Genomic DNA, 16,676 nt, shown 5'->3' on the forward strand with positions numbered 1-16,676 from the left:
TGTTGACGAGCTGATGGCTGATTATTACGACCTGCTAGGGGTCAGCAAAGATGCTGATGGCGATACCCTGAAGCGGGCTTATCGCCGTCTTGCACGTCAGTATCACCCAGATATCAATAAGGATCCTGGTGCAGAGGATCGTTTCAAGGAGATCGGTCGTGCCTATGAGGTGCTTAGCGATCCTCAGACTCGTGGTCGTTATGACCAATTTGGCGAGGCTGGGCTTGGGGGTGCAGCGGGCATGCCCGATGTGGGAGATATGGGTGGCTTCGCTGATCTCTTTGAGACCTTTTTTAGTGGTTTTGGAGGGGCTGGTGGATCTGGTGGTGCTCGTCCACGACGACGGGGACCGCAGCAAGGAGATGATCTTCGCTACGACTTGAAGATTGACTTTGAGCAAGCTGTTTTCGGCCAAGAACGAGAGATCAAAATTCCCCATCTTGAAACTTGCGACACCTGTAACGGCACTGGAGCCAAGGTGGGTAGTGGACCAACGACCTGTTCCACTTGTGGTGGTGTTGGTCAGGTTCGACGAGCGACCAGAACACCTTTCGGGAGCTTCACTCAGGTGGCGGAATGTCCCAGTTGTGAAGGGACTGGACAGGTGATTGCAGATCCTTGCCCTGCATGTGCTGGACAGGGTGTTCGTCAGGTTCGCAAGAAATTGCGCATCAATATTCCCGCTGGGGTTGATACAGGAACTCGTCTGAGAGTTGCCGGTGAGGGAAATGCTGGTTTGCGGGGTGGACCTTCTGGAGACCTTTACGTATTTTTGACGGTGAAATCCCATCCCCAATTGCGACGTGATGGGATCACGGTGCTTTCAGAAGTCAACGTGAGTTATCTCCAGGCAATCCTTGGAGACATCATTGAGGTTGATACGGTTGATGGCAACACCAGTCTTGAGATTCCTGCTGGAACTCAGCCCAATGCTGTACTCACCCTTGAAAACAAGGGTATTCCTAAGCTAGGAAACCCAGTAGCAAGAGGTAATCAGCGTATTTCTATCAATGTGAAGTTGCCCATTCGTCTTTCTGATGAGGAGCGGGGCTTGCTTGAAGATCTTGCTGGCCATCATTCCGCTAAAGGCAGGCAGCATCACCATCACAACAGTGGTTTGTTTGCTCGTTTGTTTGGCCAGAAAGGATGACCGCCCAGCTTGTTCCTGATCAGCAGATTGATTTGCGCGGTACTCCTTGCCCAATCAATTTTATTCGCTGTCGCTTGGCTCTTGAGGGTCTTAAGGACAAGGAACTTCTACAGGTGGATCTTGATCGTGGGGAACCTGAGGCGATGGTGGTTCCAGGGTTATTAGAGGCAGGCCATCGCGTTGAGATTATTGCTCAGGAACACACTTGGTTGAGGTTGATGGTGACTTGTGGCGGCGGCTGAGGCGCCGCGGCTTGCAGGGATGGTGGTGGCCTTACAAGCCAATTTTCTCGAGGTAGAACTCGAGACTTTTAATCCATCTTCATTGGTGAGCTGGACAGGATCAACGGATGATGAACCATTGCGTTTGCTTTGTACTCGTCGAACGCGCCTGGACCATCGCGGGGCTGCCGTGCATGTGGGGGATCGAGTTTGGGTGGAAGCAATCGATTGGCAGGAGCGTCGAGCTGTGGTTGGTGATGTGGAACCTAGGCAGAGTTGGATCAACCGCCCGCCAGTCGCCAACGTTACGGCTGTTGTTGTTGCCTTGGCAGTCAAGCAGCCTTGCTTTGACGCTGACCAAGCGAGTCGTTTTCTACTGTCCGCTGAGCAGACTGGTGTTGATGTTCACCTCATCCTTACCAAACGCGATCTGATCACTTCGGAGCAGCTCGAACAGCAGCTTGTGCGGCTAAGGGGTTGGGGGTATCGGCCGATGGCGGTTTCTGTGCAGACCGGAGAGGGGTTAGGTGCCCTAAAAAACAAACTCAGCAGTACACGACTTGCTGTCTTTTGTGGTCCTTCAGGTGTGGGTAAGACCAGTTTGCTCAATCAGCTCTTGCCCCAGCTATCCCTGCGCGTAGGCGCTGTTTCTGGACGGTTGAAACGTGGCAGGCATACCACTCGTCATGTTGAACTCTTTCGACTGTGCGAAGGATCTCTTGTTGCTGATACACCAGGGTTTAATCGACCTGAACTTCCTGCTGATCCGCGCAAGCTTGCGGTGTTGTTCCCTGAACTTGATGGACAGATTGAAGATTATCCCTGCAGATTTAGGGATTGTTTCCATCGTGATGAGCCCGGTTGTGGGGTCGACAAAAGTTGGGAACGATATCCAATCTATAAGCGTTTTTTGGAGGAGATGGAGTGCCTCAGTCGCTCATCCCGGGGAGGTTCAGGTTCAGGCCTCCTGTAAGTTCTTCCATTTGCTCTTTCATAGTGGTGGTGGAGTGCTCATAGGCCGATTGAAGAGCGGCCAAGATCGCGGTTTCGCTGGCATCTTGTCCTTCGGCAAGCAGTGAGGGTTCAAGGCGCACACGCAGTGGTTGCTGGTTGCCAGATAGCCAGATACTTGCTCTGCCGTCTGGGCTGCTGCCCTCAATTTCCATGGCATCTAGCTCTTCCTGCAGTTTTTGGGCGTTTTGTTGGATTTGTTGGGCCTTGCGGAAGGCTTCGGTGAGTTGGCCGAAATTGGGAAGTCCGAACCCTGCCATTGCGTTGCTGGAGGAATGGGCAGATTAAGCGGTCGCTTCGAAACCAAGTCGTTTCACTTCAGGATGAAGCATCATTCCATGGGCAATCTGTACCCGTTGCTGAATGAGGGTGATCATTTGATTGATGTCGGCAGCCGTGGCTCCACCAATATTGACGATGAAGTTGGCGTGAATGGGTGAGACTTCAGCTCCTCCAATGCGGTGACCTTTCAGACCCAGCGCTTCGATTAGACGACCAGCTTTGAGGGGTTCTGGGTTGCGAAAGACACTTCCGCAACTAGGCAATTGATAAGGCTGTGTCGTCGTGCGATGAGTGAGGTTTTGCTGTGTGATTTGATTGAGCTCCTTGTGATCATGCCCGGGGTCTAGGCGGAATCTGGCTGAGAGCACGACGAGTGTTTTTTCCTGCAAGAGACTTTGTCGGTAGGCGTAGTCAAGTTCTTGGCGGCTCAGTTCAAAAGGGCCCTCGCCATTGAGGTCGAGGACTTGTACAGATTCCAGCCAGTCGGCTGTGCAGCCGCCCTGGGCTCCAGCATTCATGACGGCTGCACCACCAACTGTTCCAGGAATCCCAACAGCCCATTCCAGGCCATGTAGGCCAGCCTTTGCGGCGCGTTTGGAAAGGTTGGGGATTGGTTCACCGGCCAAGGCTTCGACAATGCCAGTCTTTGGATCTAGGTCGCTCCCTTGGAGTTTGCGCATGCAAAGGCTCAGGCCCGGCAAGCCAGCGTCGTTGATCAGTAGGTTTGATCCTGCTCCGATGACTCGACAGGGCATCTTTTGTTCATAAGCCCAAGCAATCAGTGTCTGTAGTTCCTCCACGCTGCTGGGTGATGCAAACCATTCCGCAGGTCCTCCGACGCGCCAGCTCGTGAAGTTGGCAAGAGAAACCAGTGGTTGGGGCTTGATCCCCTTCACTAGGGTCAGGCTGCCAGGGAGGGTGGGCATCTCTTTGCGTTGTCAAGACATGTCAGTTGTCGCCATAGATTGTTGATATTGCCTGCACCCATGGCGAGGACTAGGTCACCTTTGAGGCTGTGTTTTTGCACCAATAGGATTAGCTGATTAAAGTTTTCTGCTACGGCGACTGGCAGGTTGGGGTGTTGGATTCTGATCGCTTTAGCCAGGCTCTCACTCGTTGCTCCCTGAATAGGGTTCTCTCCGGCGCTGTAAACGGGTGCTAGCAGAACAGCATCCGCTTCACCGAGTGCCCTTGCGAAGTCGTAGAGAAATTCGTTTGTACGGCTGTATCGATGAGGCTGGAACACGGCCAAAATGCGTTTGGGTGGGTTCGGTAGTTGGCTACGACCACTAGTTACTATCAAGCGCGCCATTGTGAGTGTGGCGCTGACTTCGCTTGGATGGTGGGCGTAATCATCAACGATTTGGCGACCCTCCCAGGTGCCTCGGAAGTCGAAACGGCGCCTAGGAGGCTGCAGGTCAGCAAGACCTTGTTGCACGTCCTCAAAGGACAGTCCTTCGAGTCTGCAGGCTGCGATAGCTGCCATAGCGTTGCTGAGGTTGTGAAGTCCGGGCATTGGCAGTGTGATTTGCCCCATCCGTTTGCCCTGCTCGTAAATGTCCGCAATTGTTTGATCGCCATTGAGGCAAATTGGTAAAGCTGCAAAATCAACACCCGCTGAGGTTTTGACTGACCACCAAGCTGTGGCATCGAAATGCTCCTTGAGGATTGGGCAGTCGAAGTTGGCCAGCAGTCGTCGGCAACCTTGGCCGAACCGCTTCATGGTGTTGATCAGTTCATCAAGATTGGCGTAGTGGTCGGTGTGATCTAACTCCAAGTTGGTGATCACGCCGAGCGTTGCCTGAAACTTGACGAGAGATCCATCAGATTCATCAGCTTCTGCTACTAGCAGTCGTCCTTTGCCCGCATGGCCATTGCTGTCGTAGTAAGGCACGACACCACCAATCACAGCTGTTGGGTCTTGATCGGTTGTGGCCAGCAGTGTTGTGAGCAGGGTGCTGGTGGTGGTTTTGCCATGGCTTCCGGCTACTGCAATAGATGGTTGTGCCTGAATCAAGGCAGCAAGGAGGTCTGAGCGATGCAAGATTTTCAATTGAGACAGCTTGGCTGCCTTGAGCTCAGGATTGCTCTTGGGAATGGCTGTGCTGATCACAACCAAAGGAAGGAGATCTACGTTGCTACAAATGGCATCGATGTTTGCGGCGCTCTGATCGCGGAAGACCCTTACTCCTTGAGCTCTCAGGTGCTCAACGGTAGTGTTTTCTCGTGAGTCGGAGCCGGAGACGATATGACCTCGATTCACCAGAATTAGAGCTAGTGCAGACATGCCGATGCCGCCAACACCTATGAAGTGGATGGGTTGCTGGCGGTTGAGCGTGCTGGTCAATGGGCAAAACCATAGGCTCAAAAGATAAGCCAGTCTTGGGCTAAAAGCCCGTCATTCTTATGTTTTGGAGAGGTCCGGCCGGGGTTGACCTTGTGCCAGGTATGGGCCGCCTCCTCATCCGGAACAGCGGAAAGTGCAACCTATTTCTGTATGATCGGCGGCCACTTCCCTTGCGGTTTCCCCGTTTTTGTTATGACTCTGCGTGTTGCGATCAATGGATTCGGCCGAATCGGTCGCAACTTCATGCGTTGTTGGCTAAGCCGTGGTGAGAACACGGGTATTGATGTGGTTGGCATCAATGTCACTTCTGACCCTAAGACCAATGCTCATCTGCTTAAGTACGATTCAATTCTTGGACAGATCAAGGATGCGGAGATCGGTTATACCGATGACACTTTTGTTATCAACGGCAAAACCATTAAGTGTTTTTCAGATCGCAACCCCTTGAATCTTCCTTGGAAGGAGTGGGGTATCGATCTTGTGATCGAGTCCACCGGGGTTTTCAATACTGATGTGGGGGCTAGTAAACACATCGAGGCTGGTGCGAAGAAAGTGATCCTCACGGCTCCAGGTAAAGGAGATGGTGTTGGCACATATGTCGTGGGCGTCAATGCTGATCAGTACCGTCACGGTGATTTCAATGTTCTTAGTAATGCCAGCTGCACAACCAATTGCCTGGCACCAATCGTGAAGGTGCTTGATCAGACCTTTGGGATCAATAAGGGCCTGATGACGACTATTCATAGCTACACCGGTGATCAGCGGATCCTCGATAACAGCCATCGTGATCTTCGCCGTGCTCGTGCGGCAGCCATGAATATTGTTCCGACCTCAACTGGCGCTGCCAAGGCTGTGGCTTTGGTTTATCCACAGATGAAGGGCAAGCTCACGGGTATTGCCATGCGTGTACCAACCCCAAACGTTTCAGCGGTAGATCTAGTTTTTGAGTCTGGTCGTTCCACGACTGCTGAAGAAGTGAATGCTGCACTCAAATCGGCTTCTCAGGGTGCCATGAAGGGAATCATTAAATATGGTGATCTTCCTTTGGTTTCTAGTGACTACGCCGGTACTAATGAATCCACCATCGTTGACGAGGATCTCACGATGACTATTGGCGACAATTTGGTGAAAGTGGTTGCTTGGTATGACAACGAGTGGGGATATAGCCAGAGGGTTGTCGATCTCGCTGAGATTGTGGCCAAGAATTGGAAGTGATCTTTCAGAGGATTACTACTTTCTGAGCTTCTATCTTCTTTTTGAGTTATAAACCCCTCCTATTAGCGAGGGGTTTGTTCTCTTTCTTTATTGGAAATGTTTGAAGCTTGAGAAGTTGCTCACTTCTCCTTTGCCATGCGCCCATTCCACCCGAGGTGGGCCTTGTTCCATGACACCAATGACTTGGCTTGATGGAAGAACTTGCAGCCAAGCTGTGGCCCATTTCGGTGGCAGGCTGAGAATAAGTTCAAAGTCTTCTCCGCCGTTTAGGCACCAGCTATCCCAGTGTTGGCCTAGTGGCCAGTCAGGGTCTTTGGGTAGGCCTGTTGGATCAAGAATCGCCCGGCAACCGCTGCTTCTGCAAAGGCCTTGAACCGCTGCCAGAAGTCCGTCACTACTGTCGGTGCCCCCAGCGCGCCATGGAAGTTCTGCAGGCTTACAGGTTTGAAGAGCGTGGAGTGCCTTCAGGCATGGTTGAGGGTGTTGATGAGCTTCTATCGCTTTTTGTTTGAGTTTGTCTGGTAGCAGGGCTGCTTCTATCAGTGGATCTGAGCGAAGTAGGGCCAGGCCAAGGCGGCTGAGGCCATGGGGACCACTGACGACAAGAGAATCTCCAGGTTGGGCTTGGGAGCGGTGCAACCGTACTGGCCCGAGAGTGCCCAGGGCGGTGATTGCGAGTAGTCGTTGATCCCCTCGGGAACAGTCGCCGCCCAGCAAGGTCCCCCCAAACTGTTTCAATGCGGCTTCTATGCCTAAATAAACCTTCTCTACCCAGTCCCAGGGGGTCTCTGGAGGGACTACAAGTCCGACAGTGATACCCAGAATCTGATCAACGCCACTGGCTGCTAGGTCGGAAAGGTTGGCGGTTACGCAACGCCAACCAACATCTTTTGGAGTCGTGGTGTCTTCGCTGAAGTGAATGCCTTCCACCATGACATCGGTGTTAATGAGGAGTTCTCCCTCATTGGTGTGGACTTGCGCTGTGTCGTCGTCAAGTTGGCCAGCAGGAGCAAAGCGGGCTAGTCGATTCAGTAGTTCGTTTTCACCAAGTTGGGCTAGGGTTTCGCCCATACACAAGTCCTCAGGCGTGGGGCTTCAGCCGATCAGCTCCATCGACAACTTTGATCGATAAGATTTGATCACCAATTTCGAGTTTTTTAAGTAACTCGGTACCTTCAACGACATAGCCAAAGGCTGCATTGCGGCCATCCACCAAGTTGAGACCAGCTGGAGTTAATTCTGCATCATAGAGAAATAGAAAGAACTGGGAGGAACCGTCGTCTATAGCCTGGTCGGAATGGGCCCATCCGAGTGTGCCAAGGGCGGCGAATGGAAGGACTGGTGTGGCTTTGTAAAGACCGATGTCTTCAAAGGTTTGGTTGTAAAAAGGAGTTGGTTCCTCTGGAATACGGATTTCCAGAGGCACTTGACGTTCTTTCTTGGTTGTTGGGTCGATGTATCCGCTTTCAGGCCCTGTGGGGTCACCGCTTTGTAGTACGTAATTGTCTTCAGCGCGTGTGAATGGCAATCCGTCATAAAAGCCTTTGAGAGCTAGGTCTACGAAGGCGCCGGCTGTTAGCGGGGCGTTGTAGCCATCAATGACAGCAGTGATGTTCCCTTTTGTGGTTTTGATCGATACAGTTGCTCTTCCAAGAAGCCGCGGTAGTGAGTTGAATTCCTCAGGGATGGTGTAAGGAAAATCATTCACCAATAGCGCTTCTAGATCACCGATCTGCTTGAGACTTTCGCGACGTAGGTCGATGAAGCGATCTACGTTTTGATTACTGGCTGCATCTCCCAGGGCCTGGACCGTTTCTCCCAAGGATTTCAAAAGTGCTTCACCATCTTCTCGAGATGCTTCTGGGATGGCTGCGAGGATGCTCTTTTTGCGGGTTATTACTAGGAACTGACTAGAAGAAGCAGCTTCGTTTAGCGCAACCCAGCGATTGCCCTTTGAAGACCCAACCACTTTGCTAGTGGCCTCAAGGGTGGCTTGCATTTGGCGGAGATCTTTTTGTTCGATTGGTAGGGCATTTCGCAGGATTGCGGCACCATCGGTCACTGCACTTCCAGCTGGCAGAGCAGCCAGAACAGGATCACCCCAATTCAGTAAAAGTACTGCGAGCACTGTGATCAGGCTGGTCAGTAGAGGAGTATTTGGCATGTGGAACTCTTCTTGTGCTGGGACTTTGGCACAGCCGTATGATCCATCTGATCCGTTCAGCGGGAATGATCTCAAGTAACGACTTCCGCACTGGCACCTCGATTGAATTAGACGGTTCTGTTTGGCGTGTAGTCGAGTTTTTGCATGTGAAACCGGGTAAGGGTTCAGCATTTGTGCGTACCAAGTTGAAGGCGGTGCAGAGCGGCAACGTGGTGGAAAAAACCTTTAGGGCTGGGGAGATGCTTCCGCAGGCCTTGCTTGAGAAGTCGACTCTTCAACACACTTATATGGAGTCCGGTGACTATGTCTTTATGGACATGTCTAGTTATGAGGAAACCAGGCTTACAGCGCAGCAGATTGGTGACAGTCGTAAATACCTCAAGGAAGGGATGGAGGTGAATGTGGTCTCATGGAACGGAAATCCTCTTGAGGTGGAGCTCCCCAATTCTGTGGTGCTTGAAATCACTGAAACTGATCCTGGTGTTAAGGGTGATACCGCTACCGGTGGCACTAAGCCCGCCATCCTTGAGACTGGGGCTCAGGTGATGGTTCCTTTGTTTCTTTCTGTGGGCGAGAAAATTAAAGTCGATACACGTAACGACAGCTACCTCGGTCGCGAGAACTAATGGCTATGCAGCTCGATCATGATCAACTGCACCAGTTGCTTGCAGCCTTGGCGGAAAGCGACATACAGGAATTTCGCCTTGAGGGAGATGATTTTCGTCTAGAAGTCAGGCGGAACATCCCTGCACCAGCAGTGGTGGCTCCGGTGATGCCATTGTCTTCGACCGTTGAGATGCCTTCACCGGCTCCAGAACCGAGAGTTGAGATGGTCGGACCTGGGACTCCGCCTCCAGCGGTACCAGGTTCAAGAACTGATTTCCTGGAGGTAACTGCACCGATGGTCGGCACGTTTTATCGTGCTCCTGGCCCTGGGGAATCCCCATTTGTAGAAGTTGGTAGTCGCATCGGTGTCGGTCAGATCGTGTGCATTTTGGAGGCCATGAAGTTGATGAATGAGTTGGAATCTGAAGTCAGTGGCGAGGTGGTTGAAATCCTTGTAGATAACGGCACACCAGTTGAGTTCGGTCAGGTTTTGATGCGTGTTAAGCCTGGCTGATTAGCGTGATTCCGTGAGCTCCCAGGCGGCTTTGAGGGCGGCCAACATGCTGTCGGGTCTTGCACATCCCTTTCCGGCAATGTCAAAGGCGGTGCCGTGATCAGGTGAGGTACGCAGAAATGGAAGCCCAAGGGTGGTGTTGACGGCCGAGTCGAAAGCCAGCAGCTTCATTGGGATTAGACCCTGATCGTGGTATAAGGCCAGGATGCCGTCTGGGGTTTGGGCGCAAGGGATGCCATGCCAAGCCTTTGCAGCTGAAAGCCAACATGTGTCGGGAGGTAAAGGACCGTCTAGTTGGATCTCAGGGTGCTCAGTTTTCCATCTGTTCAGCATTGGGATCAACCATTTCAGCTCTTCATGGCCCAGTTGGCCTTGCTCGCCAGCGTGGGGATTGAGGCCTGCGACTGCAATGGATGGATCGGTTTTGAATCTTTGGCAGAATGCCTTGAGTACGTTGAGCTTCGCTCTAACCAACTCAGGGGTAAGCACTTGTGGGACTGCTGCTAGCGGGATATGGGTTGTTGCTAGCAGAGTGTTGAACCGCCAGCCGTTATGAGGTGAGATCGCGGTGAAGAGCATGGAGGCTTGATCAGCTCCCACCAGTTCTTTAAGTCGTTCGGTTTGACCGGGATAGTGATGGCCTGCTGCATGCCAGGCCTGCTTGGCAATGGGAGCGGTAACAAGGGCGCGGGCTCGACCCTTCAAGAGGAGTTCTGTTGCCTTTGTCAACCATAGAAAGCTTGCGGCTCCACTCTGTGCTGTGGGGTATCCAGGCTGAAGTGTGCTCTGCAGGGGTAGATCTTTGATATCGAGGTTCTTTGGATTGGCTAGGGGAGAGATTCCTTGAGCTTGTAATTGGGCATAGGTCAGTTCTAGGCTTTTTCGACAGCCAACCAGCTGGGGATGCAGCTTTGCTGGCAAGCTTGGTGAAGCGAGGGCCTTTAGGGTGACCTCCATCCCGATGCCAGCGGGATCGCCGATGGCGATAACGATAAGTTGATTAGCGTCAAAGCCTTCAGAAGGCATAGCCATGATGCGCTGGTTGCTGCTTGGTTTGCTGTTGTTTGGTCTTGGTACCGGGTTGCGGAATGGTTGGTTGGTGGTGCATTGGAGTCAGTTTTTGCGCGATGCCGGGTTGACATTTATCGATCCAGAGAAGCCCTTCAATTGGAACGAGTTCATTCTTGGTGGTCCGGATCGGGAACGTTCAACAACTAAGGAAAATTCGTCTGTGAGACCTTGAAACCTTCTGCCAGATAACAGTCTCTAAGGCCGGATTGATAGTTGGGATGTATCAGGGAATAGCCAAGCTCGCGGCATAAGAGCTGATTGCTGACCCTGCGATTCTCTTGCCAGAAGGAGAGTGCCATGGGATTCATCTGTGCAGCGGCAACTGCAAATGGCTCAATTTCGGGTAGGGACTTTCCAAGTAGTTGGGCGGCGAACCCGAGTACGTCTGTATAAGCTGTTGGCATGTCATCGGTGACGTTGATCACGATGGGTCGCTGTCCATCAGCAGCGCATTGGATTAGGTGCAGGATGGCGCCTGCAATGTCATCGACATGAATTCTTGAAAACACCTGGTTGGGCTTATGGATCATTCTGCTTTGACCTGTGTTGACGCTTTTAAGCACTGAGCGGCCTGGTCCGTAGATGCCAGGCAGTCGCAGAATCTGCAGGGGTAATCCAGAAGCTTGCCAGGCCTCTTCACAGGCCAATCTTCTTTTGCTCCGTGCTTGTTGAGGCTGAGGATGATCGATTTCTGTGACCCAGCGTCCTTGGCGATCTCCGTAAACCCCTGTGGTGGAGAGATAGCCAACCCATTGCAATGGCAATGCTTTGAGCTGGTCGCCCAAGCATGTCAGTACTGGATCTTTCCCATCGGCTGCTGGCGGTATGCAGCTGAGTAAATGCGTGACTCCTTCTAGAACTTTCGTGGCTGGCAACAGCTTGGTGGCACTATCAAATGCGATGTCTGCGCCTGGGCTGTTGATGTCTCTGCGGCTGCAGATAGCAGTGCTGCCAAGTGCTCTCGCCAGAGCCACTACATGCTGGCCACTGAATCCTCCACCGAGAACCAGCAACTTTGAGCCGGTGGGGAGAGGCGGACTCCACTTGACAAGCTCTGTGAGCATGAGTACAAATGTATTATATTCTGGGTTTGGTCATGGCGAGCTCCTATTTGCGCGCTTCCGCGATTTCAGTGTCCATGCTGCCGCGTCGGGCATGTCCAAGGATCGTTCAAGGTCGGCAGATCAGTTCGGCTTTTCATTTTGTCTTGCCTTTGGCTTTGTTGACAGGTGCGATGCTTCTGGCTCCGGAGCAACCTGAGCAGCAGGCTTCTATTTGCCAAAGACATCACCCTGTGGTGGCCTGTCAGGTCTGGTGAGATTGGTTTAGGCCAGCTGGGGCATCCATTCTTCATCTTGGCTGATAACAGGAGCTTCTCTATGGTTGGGTTGGGTCCATTGAAGCAACCTTAAAGCCAGTCTGAGATCGCCATCCATCCAGGCGCGGATGGCCATTGCGCGTCGCGGATCATAGAAATGTTGGCGCCTATACCACTCGAAGGCATGGGCATCTGATTTGTGACCGTTACAGGATAGACAGGCTGGAACGCAGTTTTGAGTAATACTTAAGCCACCGCGACTGCGAGGCAAAATATGATCAATTGATTCAGAAGGTTTGCCGCAATAGATACAACTTTGAGCGGTATAGTTGTGAAGGGATTTTCTCCATCTTCGCACACGTAATTTGGGGCAGAGATCTTCGAGGAAAACCGCGTCCCTATTGTGCATCCGAGTTCCTCGATTTTGTGCAGTGTGCCGCGCATTCTCTTTGAGTCAATGTGTCTAAATATCTATTTTGATTTGCTTTGCGCTGCTTTTTACAGTGGTTGCTTTCGCTCTTGCTAGTAAGGCAATGGGGCGTAAATTAGGTGTTCCTTGAGCAGTGAAGCTCACGCCTAAATCGTCTTCCAGCTGTTATTTGGGTCTGACTGCGGCTGGTTTGGTCAAGGTGGCGTTCCCTTTCGATGCGGTGACTCAGGCTCAGCTTCGCAAAGTGAGGCCTCGTGGAATTTGGCGTGGTACGCGCCAGGGCTGGGAATTTCCTTTGGTTGCGGCTCAACAGTTGCAGAGGCAGTTTGGCTCACGTTTTTTGGTGCAGGACGACTTGGCTCAGTGGCTGAGTTGGTTCGAACAGCCTTTGCCACCGATGCCGCCCCATCGCGATCTCGTGAGCTATGCAGACCTTGAGGTTGTTTTGACAGATGGTCGTAGACCTCTTCCGCATCAGTGCTCTGGAGCCCGTTGGTTGTTGGCGCGGCGCGGTGCGGTCTTGGCTGATGAAATGGGTCTTGGTAAGACTCTGACCTCTCTTTTGGCGGCTCGCGCCATGGTGAGATGTGCTGATGTACGGGTCATGGTGGTGGCGCCGGTGGGTCTTCATGACCACTGGCGCATTGAAGCTGCAAGTCTTGATTTGCCGGTGTGCATCCATAGCTGGGCTCGTCTGCCTAGGGAATTGCCGGCGGCGGGAACGCTTCTGTTGGTGGATGAAGCGCATTTCGGCCAGTCCATCAAGTCAAGACGAACTCAGGCTCTTTTAAGGCTTGCGCGGCATCCGCGTTTAAGGGCTATTTGGTTACTCACCGGGACGCCGATGAAAAATGGTCGTCCTGATCAGCTTTATCCACTGCTGGCGGCCATTGATCATCCTTTGGCTCGAGATCAACGTAAGTTTGAAGAGCGTTTTTGTCAGGGTCACTGGCGAGATCAAGGTGGACAGCGACGCTGGCATTCACGTGGTGCGAGTGATCTCGATGCTCTAGGGAAGCTCACACGGCCATTGGTTCTGCATCGACGCAAGCAGACTTTGCTTGGCTTGCCCCCAAAACGTCGTCAAGAGCATCGGGTTGTCCTTACAGAGTCAGAGTCTCGTGGTTTTGACCATCGTCTAGCTCTTGTCACTGACAACTATCGCCATCGTGTTCAGCAGGGTTTGGTGCGTTCAGATGCGGAATCGCTCGCGGTGCTTACGGCTTTGCGTCAGATTGCAGCGGAGTTCAAGCTGCCAGCAGTGGAGACTGTTGTGGCAGCACTTCTTGCTGAGGGGCAAGCCGTTGTCCTTTTCAGCAGTTTTGTTGGTCCTTTGTTGCTTTTGCAGCAACGCTTAGGTGGTGAGTTGTTAACTGGTCGTCAGCGTCCAGGCCAGCGACAAGAAGCTGTAAATCGTTTTCAATCAGGGATGAGTTCCCTTTTGTTGGCAACCTATGCAGTAGGCGGGCTTGGTTACACCTTGCATCGCGCTAGGCATGTGGTTTTGCTTGAACGTCACTGGACACCTGGTGATGTGGATCAGGCTGAGGATCGTTGCCATCGATTGGGGATGGATGGTGGACTCACGAGTCACTGGTTCCAACTGGGTTTTGCAGATCAGCTGGTGGATGCTCTGATCGCAAGTAAGGCCGAGCGGATTGAGGTATTGCTTGGTTCTCGTCGTGTTGGACTCAAGCGTCAGCCTTTGCCAGTCATGTTGAGATGTTGCATGCAGGAGTCTTTACGCACGGTTAGTTCGTGACGCACCATCGGATCAGCTGACGCGCCTTGTTGATTCAGAAGCTTTAAACCTTTGGATACATCTTCACAAGCCAAATTGGTTTGGCCAAGCAGGGTGTAGATCAGTGACCGGTCGTTGAGTGGTTCAGGGTCGTTTTGATGTTGGCTCACGACGCTATTGCAGCGCAGTAGGGCTTTGTAGAGTCCTTTGAGGTCAAGATTTTCCAAGCAAGCTTGGGACGAGATATTCGAGTCAGCAGATGGATTGGTTGGTGCTGAGCGACTGCTGCAGCTAAGACCGGAAAGCAGCAATCCGCTCAGACATAGTTTGGCAAGGAAGGGAGGGAATTTAATAGCTGTAGTGCTGCTCATGATCTGTGCTTGAAGGAGTGGTGGTGTTGGTATTGCCAGAGCTATAGGAGTCGATGACAGTCTCATTACTACTTTCTTGATCAGCTACTGACAAAGAGTTTTTGCTATTTCCGAAGAGATCGCCAAGGTATTGACCGCAGTTTGGATAATTGCTGGGTTCATTGACCACTGCTTCAGTAATTAATACGGCAGCATGGTTTGGTGAGGTCTTGAAAAGGCTATTTCCCTGGCGTTTGATTAGGGCATAAGAGGCAGTCCAGCTCACCTCATGGTTATTGCCATTACTACGCATGAAGCAGTAGATCTGGGCTCCTTTGCTTGCGGCATCAGTTGTTGCTGATTGGGCAGCTGTGGCAGAAAGACTGATTCCCACAAGACCTAGCAGTGTGAGTGAAAGGGCAACTCGATTTCGATTCATCGCTTGCAAGTCAACACAGTATTGATCAACTTATCGATTGAAACTGTCCTGTCCAGGTTTCATCAGGAATCAATTAGTCCTAATGGGGCCAATAGCTTCACCAGAAGGGGTAGTACCAAAAGTACGGTGATTAATCTCACAGCATGCAGGGTGGCCACTGCAGCACCGACGCCGAATTCCGCACCTACCAGACTCATGCCACTGATGCCTCCTGGGGCAGCGCCGAGGAGAGAAACCACAGGGTCAATACCTAGTAATCGACTGCTCCAAAGACCGATCACGATCCCAGTAAGTACAAGGGTCAGAGTGATCAGTAGGGCTGGTTTCCAGAGGCTTTGCAGCTCCCCTAGGGAGCTTTTGGTCAGGCCGGTACCGATCACCGTGCCGATGGCGATTTCAATTGCGGTGCGTGTTCCTGAGGGCCATTCAGCAACATCAAGGCGACCGGTCATGCTCACGAGCCCTGCACCTAAAAGAGCACCTGCAAGGGGTGCTGCTGGAATGCCAGTGCGCAATGTCAGCAGACCCAATGCTGTTCCTGCCATGAGATAAATCAGTAACGTTGCCAGAGAAGGCATGGGATCGATTTGAAACAGTACAGATACTTTGAGCGCAAATGATTCTCCTCACCATCTGCCTAATGACTTGAGCCTTTATTCCTCATGTGTTGTCATCGGGACAAAGTTATTTGTTTGTGGCTATGTCCTCGTCAGTTTCTTTTCGAATTACTCGTACTGCAGAAGACCTGGTTCAGACGATTACTGCTTTATCGCAGAGGCTCGTTAAATTGGAGCAGCGTCAGGAGGCTTTGGAGTTTCAGTTGAGAGAGCAGAGCGAATCTCAGAGGATTCCTGCAGAGGAAATGGAGATGCTCGATGGGGTTGAGCAGCTTTTAAAAGAGTGCCAGGAACTTCTTGATAGTTCTGATCAAGCTGAGGATCAAGCCCCAGAAGAACCTCAGTCTTGGTCAGGGGAACCAGACACTTTTGCGGCATGAGGGTGGCATCGGGTGCACAATAAAAAGAAAGGCATCCATGGCTTTAACCATTTCTGCCTCTGGCAAAGCTGGGGTTACCAGCTCAGTATTTTCACCGTTAGAGAGATCTTCTATCAGACTTCAGGCCTTCCATGAGGGGGGGCATCAGCTCGAGAAGCTTGAATTTGCATTGGCTGTTGCCGCAACTCGTGGTGACCAGACTCGTGCGTCAGTCTTAAGAGCTCAGATCGAAACTATGGGAGGCAACATTGAGGAGCCAGGAACCTGATTTAGCCCCCTTATATTTTTTATACATATCAATTGGCTGATTTGGGCAACAACATTTGCTGTTTTGATGCTCGATATTGCTTGTACTAGACAATTCGCGTTAAACTTTCAATCAAGGGGTTCAGCTCAGCAGTCTTGACGTCTACTTTTTTGAGAACAACAGCGGGCACGAATTCCGCTTCTATTCAACGCGAGGTTTACTTGAAGGCCGCGAGTGGTTTTTTTGACCGAGCTTCTGCACAGGCTGAAGCGGGAGATTTTCAGGCTGCTGGCAGTTTGATTCTTAAGGCATTAGATCAGGAGCGTCGTGCAGGAGTGGTTGGCCCACAAGTTCTTCAATTAATCAAGCCCAGATCCTGAATTTGCATTGAATAATGCTTTGAAGCCTATTCTCAATTAGGCAGGCTTTTTGGTTTGTTAAATATGAATGATTATTCTATGAACCTTGATTAATCCTCTGATAAGCGGGTGACCGGATTCGAACCGGCGACGTTCAGCTTGGGAAGCTGACATTCTACCACTGAATTACACCCGCATTTGATCAGTTTAGATC

23 protein-coding genes and 1 tRNA gene are annotated in these 16,676 nt (G+C 51.7%); 12 read left to right on the top strand and 12 right to left on the bottom strand.

Annotated features, from left to right (window positions below):
* Positions 1–13 precede the first annotated feature (13 nt).
* The 3 genes from dnaJ to rsgA are packed head-to-tail and all read left to right on the top strand — an operon-like array spanning position 14 to position 2,344.
* Positions 14–1,150 (top strand): molecular chaperone DnaJ, encoded by a 1,137-nt coding sequence (gene dnaJ / locus SIB79_RS11880; RefSeq protein WP_063404335.1) that lies wholly within the window; start codon positions 14–16, stop codon positions 1,148–1,150.
* Positions 1,147–1,392, top strand: a complete 246-nt coding sequence (locus SIB79_RS11885) for a sulfurtransferase TusA family protein (RefSeq protein ID WP_063404332.1) — start codon at positions 1,147–1,149, stop codon at positions 1,390–1,392. The genes dnaJ and SIB79_RS11885 overlap by 4 nt, the downstream gene beginning before the upstream one ends.
* Complete coding sequence (gene rsgA / locus SIB79_RS11890) at positions 1,379–2,344, top strand: ribosome small subunit-dependent GTPase A (protein ID WP_063404330.1); 966 nt, start codon at positions 1,379–1,381, stop codon at positions 2,342–2,344. Before SIB79_RS11885 ends, rsgA begins: the two co-directional genes overlap by 14 nt.
* Here the strand turns inward: rsgA and SIB79_RS11895 are convergent.
* From SIB79_RS11895 to murC, 3 genes are read right to left on the bottom strand one after another with little or no spacing between them, the layout of a single operon-like run.
* Positions 2,301–2,642 (bottom strand): YbaB/EbfC family nucleoid-associated protein, encoded by a 342-nt coding sequence (locus SIB79_RS11895; protein ID WP_011824714.1) that lies wholly within the window; start codon positions 2,640–2,642, stop codon positions 2,301–2,303. The genes rsgA and SIB79_RS11895 overlap by 44 nt on opposite strands.
* Positions 2,643–2,666: 24 nt before the next feature.
* Positions 2,667–3,590 (bottom strand): UDP-N-acetylmuramate dehydrogenase, encoded by a 924-nt coding sequence (gene murB / locus SIB79_RS11900; RefSeq protein ID WP_063404328.1) that lies wholly within the window; start codon positions 3,588–3,590, stop codon positions 2,667–2,669.
* Positions 3,566–5,032, bottom strand: coding sequence for a UDP-N-acetylmuramate--L-alanine ligase (gene murC / locus SIB79_RS11905; protein WP_063404326.1), 1,467 nt, complete (start codon positions 5,030–5,032; stop codon positions 3,566–3,568). The genes murB and murC overlap by 25 nt, the downstream gene beginning before the upstream one ends.
* A gap of 171 nt (positions 5,033–5,203) precedes the next feature.
* Here murC and gap point away from each other — a divergent pair, with 171 nt between their 5' ends.
* Positions 5,204–6,226 carry a type I glyceraldehyde-3-phosphate dehydrogenase gene (gap, locus tag SIB79_RS11910; RefSeq protein ID WP_063404324.1) on the top strand — a complete coding sequence of 341 codons (1,023 nt, stop codon included), beginning with the start codon at positions 5,204–5,206 and terminating at the stop codon, positions 6,224–6,226.
* 87 nt (positions 6,227–6,313) lie between these two features.
* On the opposite strand, the gene thiL is transcribed toward gap, so the two are convergent.
* Positions 6,314–7,297, bottom strand: coding sequence for a thiamine-phosphate kinase (gene thiL / locus SIB79_RS11915; RefSeq protein ID WP_063404322.1), 984 nt, complete (start codon positions 7,295–7,297; stop codon positions 6,314–6,316).
* A gap of 10 nt (positions 7,298–7,307) precedes the next feature.
* Positions 7,308–8,390, bottom strand: coding sequence for a peptidylprolyl isomerase (locus SIB79_RS11920; RefSeq protein ID WP_063404320.1), 1,083 nt, complete (start codon positions 8,388–8,390; stop codon positions 7,308–7,310).
* Positions 8,391–8,455: 65 nt separating this feature from the next.
* Between SIB79_RS11920 and efp the strand changes: the two genes are divergently transcribed.
* Positions 8,456–9,016, top strand: a complete 561-nt coding sequence (efp, locus tag SIB79_RS11925; RefSeq protein ID WP_011129410.1) for an elongation factor P — start codon at positions 8,456–8,458, stop codon at positions 9,014–9,016.
* Positions 9,016–9,510 (top strand): acetyl-CoA carboxylase biotin carboxyl carrier protein, encoded by a 495-nt coding sequence (accB, locus tag SIB79_RS11930; RefSeq protein ID WP_011129411.1) that lies wholly within the window; start codon positions 9,016–9,018, stop codon positions 9,508–9,510. The genes efp and accB overlap by 1 nt, the downstream gene beginning before the upstream one ends.
* Here accB and pdxA read toward each other — a convergent pair whose 3' ends face one another.
* Entirely contained in the window at positions 9,511–10,542 is a 1,032-nt protein-coding gene (gene pdxA / locus SIB79_RS11935) for a 4-hydroxythreonine-4-phosphate dehydrogenase PdxA (protein WP_063404318.1), read from the bottom strand.
* Here pdxA and SIB79_RS11940 point away from each other — a divergent pair.
* Positions 10,541–10,753, top strand: coding sequence for a hypothetical protein (locus SIB79_RS11940; protein ID WP_041384227.1), 213 nt, complete (start codon positions 10,541–10,543; stop codon positions 10,751–10,753). The two genes, pdxA and SIB79_RS11940, sit on opposite strands and share 2 nt — an antisense overlap.
* Here the strand turns inward: SIB79_RS11940 and SIB79_RS11945 are convergent.
* A complete protein-coding gene (locus SIB79_RS11945; RefSeq protein ID WP_063404316.1) occupies positions 10,725–11,645 on the bottom strand; it encodes an SDR family oxidoreductase in 921 nt (306 codons plus the stop codon). The genes SIB79_RS11940 and SIB79_RS11945 overlap by 29 nt on opposite strands.
* 32 nt (positions 11,646–11,677) lie before the next feature.
* On the opposite strand from SIB79_RS11945, the gene SIB79_RS11950 reads away from it, so the two are divergent.
* A complete protein-coding gene (locus SIB79_RS11950) occupies positions 11,678–11,899 on the top strand; it encodes a hypothetical protein (RefSeq protein WP_063416241.1) in 222 nt (73 codons plus the stop codon).
* Between the two features lie 7 nt (positions 11,900–11,906).
* Here the strand turns inward: SIB79_RS11950 and SIB79_RS11955 are convergent, their stop codons facing one another.
* The gene (locus tag SIB79_RS11955) at positions 11,907–12,308 is read right to left on the bottom strand and encodes an HNH endonuclease (RefSeq protein WP_063404314.1); all 402 of its coding nucleotides are present in this window, start codon (positions 12,306–12,308) and stop codon (positions 11,907–11,909) included.
* 154 nt (positions 12,309–12,462) lie between these two features.
* On the opposite strand from SIB79_RS11955, the gene SIB79_RS11960 reads away from it, so the two are divergent.
* Positions 12,463–14,091 carry a DEAD/DEAH box helicase gene (locus SIB79_RS11960; protein ID WP_196757645.1) on the top strand — a complete coding sequence of 543 codons (1,629 nt, stop codon included), beginning with the start codon at positions 12,463–12,465 and terminating at the stop codon, positions 14,089–14,091.
* On the opposite strand, the gene SIB79_RS11965 is transcribed toward SIB79_RS11960, so the two are convergent.
* From SIB79_RS11965 to SIB79_RS11975, 3 genes are all read right to left on the bottom strand, one after another.
* Positions 14,028–14,441 carry a hypothetical protein gene (locus tag SIB79_RS11965; RefSeq protein WP_063404313.1) on the bottom strand — a complete coding sequence of 138 codons (414 nt, stop codon included), beginning with the start codon at positions 14,439–14,441 and terminating at the stop codon, positions 14,028–14,030. The genes SIB79_RS11960 and SIB79_RS11965 overlap by 64 nt on opposite strands.
* Positions 14,419–14,859 (bottom strand): DUF6554 family protein, encoded by a 441-nt coding sequence (locus SIB79_RS11970; RefSeq protein WP_063404311.1) that lies wholly within the window; start codon positions 14,857–14,859, stop codon positions 14,419–14,421. The genes SIB79_RS11965 and SIB79_RS11970 overlap by 23 nt, the downstream gene beginning before the upstream one ends.
* 62 nt (positions 14,860–14,921) lie before the next feature.
* Positions 14,922–15,437: an AbrB family transcriptional regulator gene (locus tag SIB79_RS11975; RefSeq protein ID WP_063404309.1), complete on the bottom strand. Its 516-nt coding sequence runs from the start codon at positions 15,435–15,437 to the stop codon at positions 14,922–14,924.
* Positions 15,438–15,559: 122 nt separating this feature from the next.
* Here SIB79_RS11975 and SIB79_RS11980 point away from each other — a divergent pair, with 122 nt between their 5' ends.
* The 3 genes from SIB79_RS11980 (at position 15,560) to SIB79_RS11990 (ending at position 16,483) form a co-directional block, all read left to right on the top strand.
* Positions 15,560–15,856, top strand: coding sequence for a hypothetical protein (locus SIB79_RS11980; protein ID WP_063405302.1), 297 nt, complete (start codon positions 15,560–15,562; stop codon positions 15,854–15,856).
* 37 nt (positions 15,857–15,893) lie between these two features.
* A complete protein-coding gene (locus SIB79_RS11985; RefSeq protein ID WP_063404307.1) occupies positions 15,894–16,124 on the top strand; it encodes a hypothetical protein in 231 nt (76 codons plus the stop codon).
* A 134-nt stretch (positions 16,125–16,258) separates the two neighbouring features.
* Positions 16,259–16,483: a hypothetical protein gene (locus SIB79_RS11990; RefSeq protein ID WP_011129421.1), complete on the top strand. Its 225-nt coding sequence runs from the start codon at positions 16,259–16,261 to the stop codon at positions 16,481–16,483.
* Positions 16,484–16,586: 103 nt separating this feature from the next.
* On the opposite strand, the gene SIB79_RS11995 is transcribed toward SIB79_RS11990, so the two are convergent.
* A tRNA-Gly gene (locus tag SIB79_RS11995) sits at positions 16,587–16,658 on the bottom strand.
* Positions 16,659–16,676: the final 18 nt, after the last annotated feature.

This window comes from Prochlorococcus sp. MIT 1342 (assembly GCF_047304495.1).
Classification (GTDB): Bacteria; Cyanobacteriota; Cyanobacteriia; order PCC-6307; family Cyanobiaceae; genus Prochlorococcus; species Prochlorococcus marinus_D.

Bases quoted from the DNA above. Each gene is read 5' to 3' on its own strand.
- SIB79_RS11955 (WP_063404314.1), bottom strand. From the start codon at position 12,308: ATGCACAATAGGGACGCGGTTTTCCTCGAAGATCTCTGCCCCAAATTA.
- SIB79_RS11940 (WP_041384227.1), top strand. From the start codon at position 10,541: ATGATGCGCTGGTTGCTGCTTGGTTTGCTGTTGTTTGGTCTTGGTACC.
- thiL (WP_063404322.1), bottom strand. From the start codon at position 7,297: ATGGGCGAAACCCTAGCCCAACTTGGTGAAAACGAACTACTGAATCGA.
- gap (WP_063404324.1), top strand. From the start codon at position 5,204: ATGACTCTGCGTGTTGCGATCAATGGATTCGGCCGAATCGGTCGCAAC.
- SIB79_RS11970 (WP_063404311.1), bottom strand. From the start codon at position 14,859: ATGAATCGAAATCGAGTTGCCCTTTCACTCACACTGCTAGGTCTTGTG.
- pdxA (WP_063404318.1), bottom strand. From the start codon at position 10,542: ATGGCTATGCCTTCTGAAGGCTTTGACGCTAATCAACTTATCGTTATC.
- SIB79_RS11895 (WP_011824714.1), bottom strand. From the start codon at position 2,642: ATGGCAGGGTTCGGACTTCCCAATTTCGGCCAACTCACCGAAGCCTTC.
- SIB79_RS11920 (WP_063404320.1), bottom strand. From the start codon at position 8,390: ATGCCAAATACTCCTCTACTGACCAGCCTGATCACAGTGCTCGCAGTA.
- murB (WP_063404328.1), bottom strand. From the start codon at position 3,590: ATGCCCACCCTCCCTGGCAGCCTGACCCTAGTGAAGGGGATCAAGCCC.
- SIB79_RS11965 (WP_063404313.1), bottom strand. From the start codon at position 14,441: ATGAGCAGCACTACAGCTATTAAATTCCCTCCCTTCCTTGCCAAACTA.
- SIB79_RS11980 (WP_063405302.1), top strand. From the start codon at position 15,560: ATGTCCTCGTCAGTTTCTTTTCGAATTACTCGTACTGCAGAAGACCTG.
- SIB79_RS11975 (WP_063404309.1), bottom strand. From the start codon at position 15,437: ATGCCTTCTCTGGCAACGTTACTGATTTATCTCATGGCAGGAACAGCA.
- dnaJ (WP_063404335.1), top strand. From the start codon at position 14: ATGGCTGATTATTACGACCTGCTAGGGGTCAGCAAAGATGCTGATGGC.
- efp (WP_011129410.1), top strand. From the start codon at position 8,456: ATGATCTCAAGTAACGACTTCCGCACTGGCACCTCGATTGAATTAGAC.
- SIB79_RS11950 (WP_063416241.1), top strand. From the start codon at position 11,678: ATGGCGAGCTCCTATTTGCGCGCTTCCGCGATTTCAGTGTCCATGCTG.
- SIB79_RS11985 (WP_063404307.1), top strand. From the start codon at position 15,894: ATGGCTTTAACCATTTCTGCCTCTGGCAAAGCTGGGGTTACCAGCTCA.
- SIB79_RS11945 (WP_063404316.1), bottom strand. From the start codon at position 11,645: ATGCTCACAGAGCTTGTCAAGTGGAGTCCGCCTCTCCCCACCGGCTCA.
- accB (WP_011129411.1), top strand. From the start codon at position 9,016: ATGGCTATGCAGCTCGATCATGATCAACTGCACCAGTTGCTTGCAGCC.
- SIB79_RS11885 (WP_063404332.1), top strand. From the start codon at position 1,147: ATGACCGCCCAGCTTGTTCCTGATCAGCAGATTGATTTGCGCGGTACT.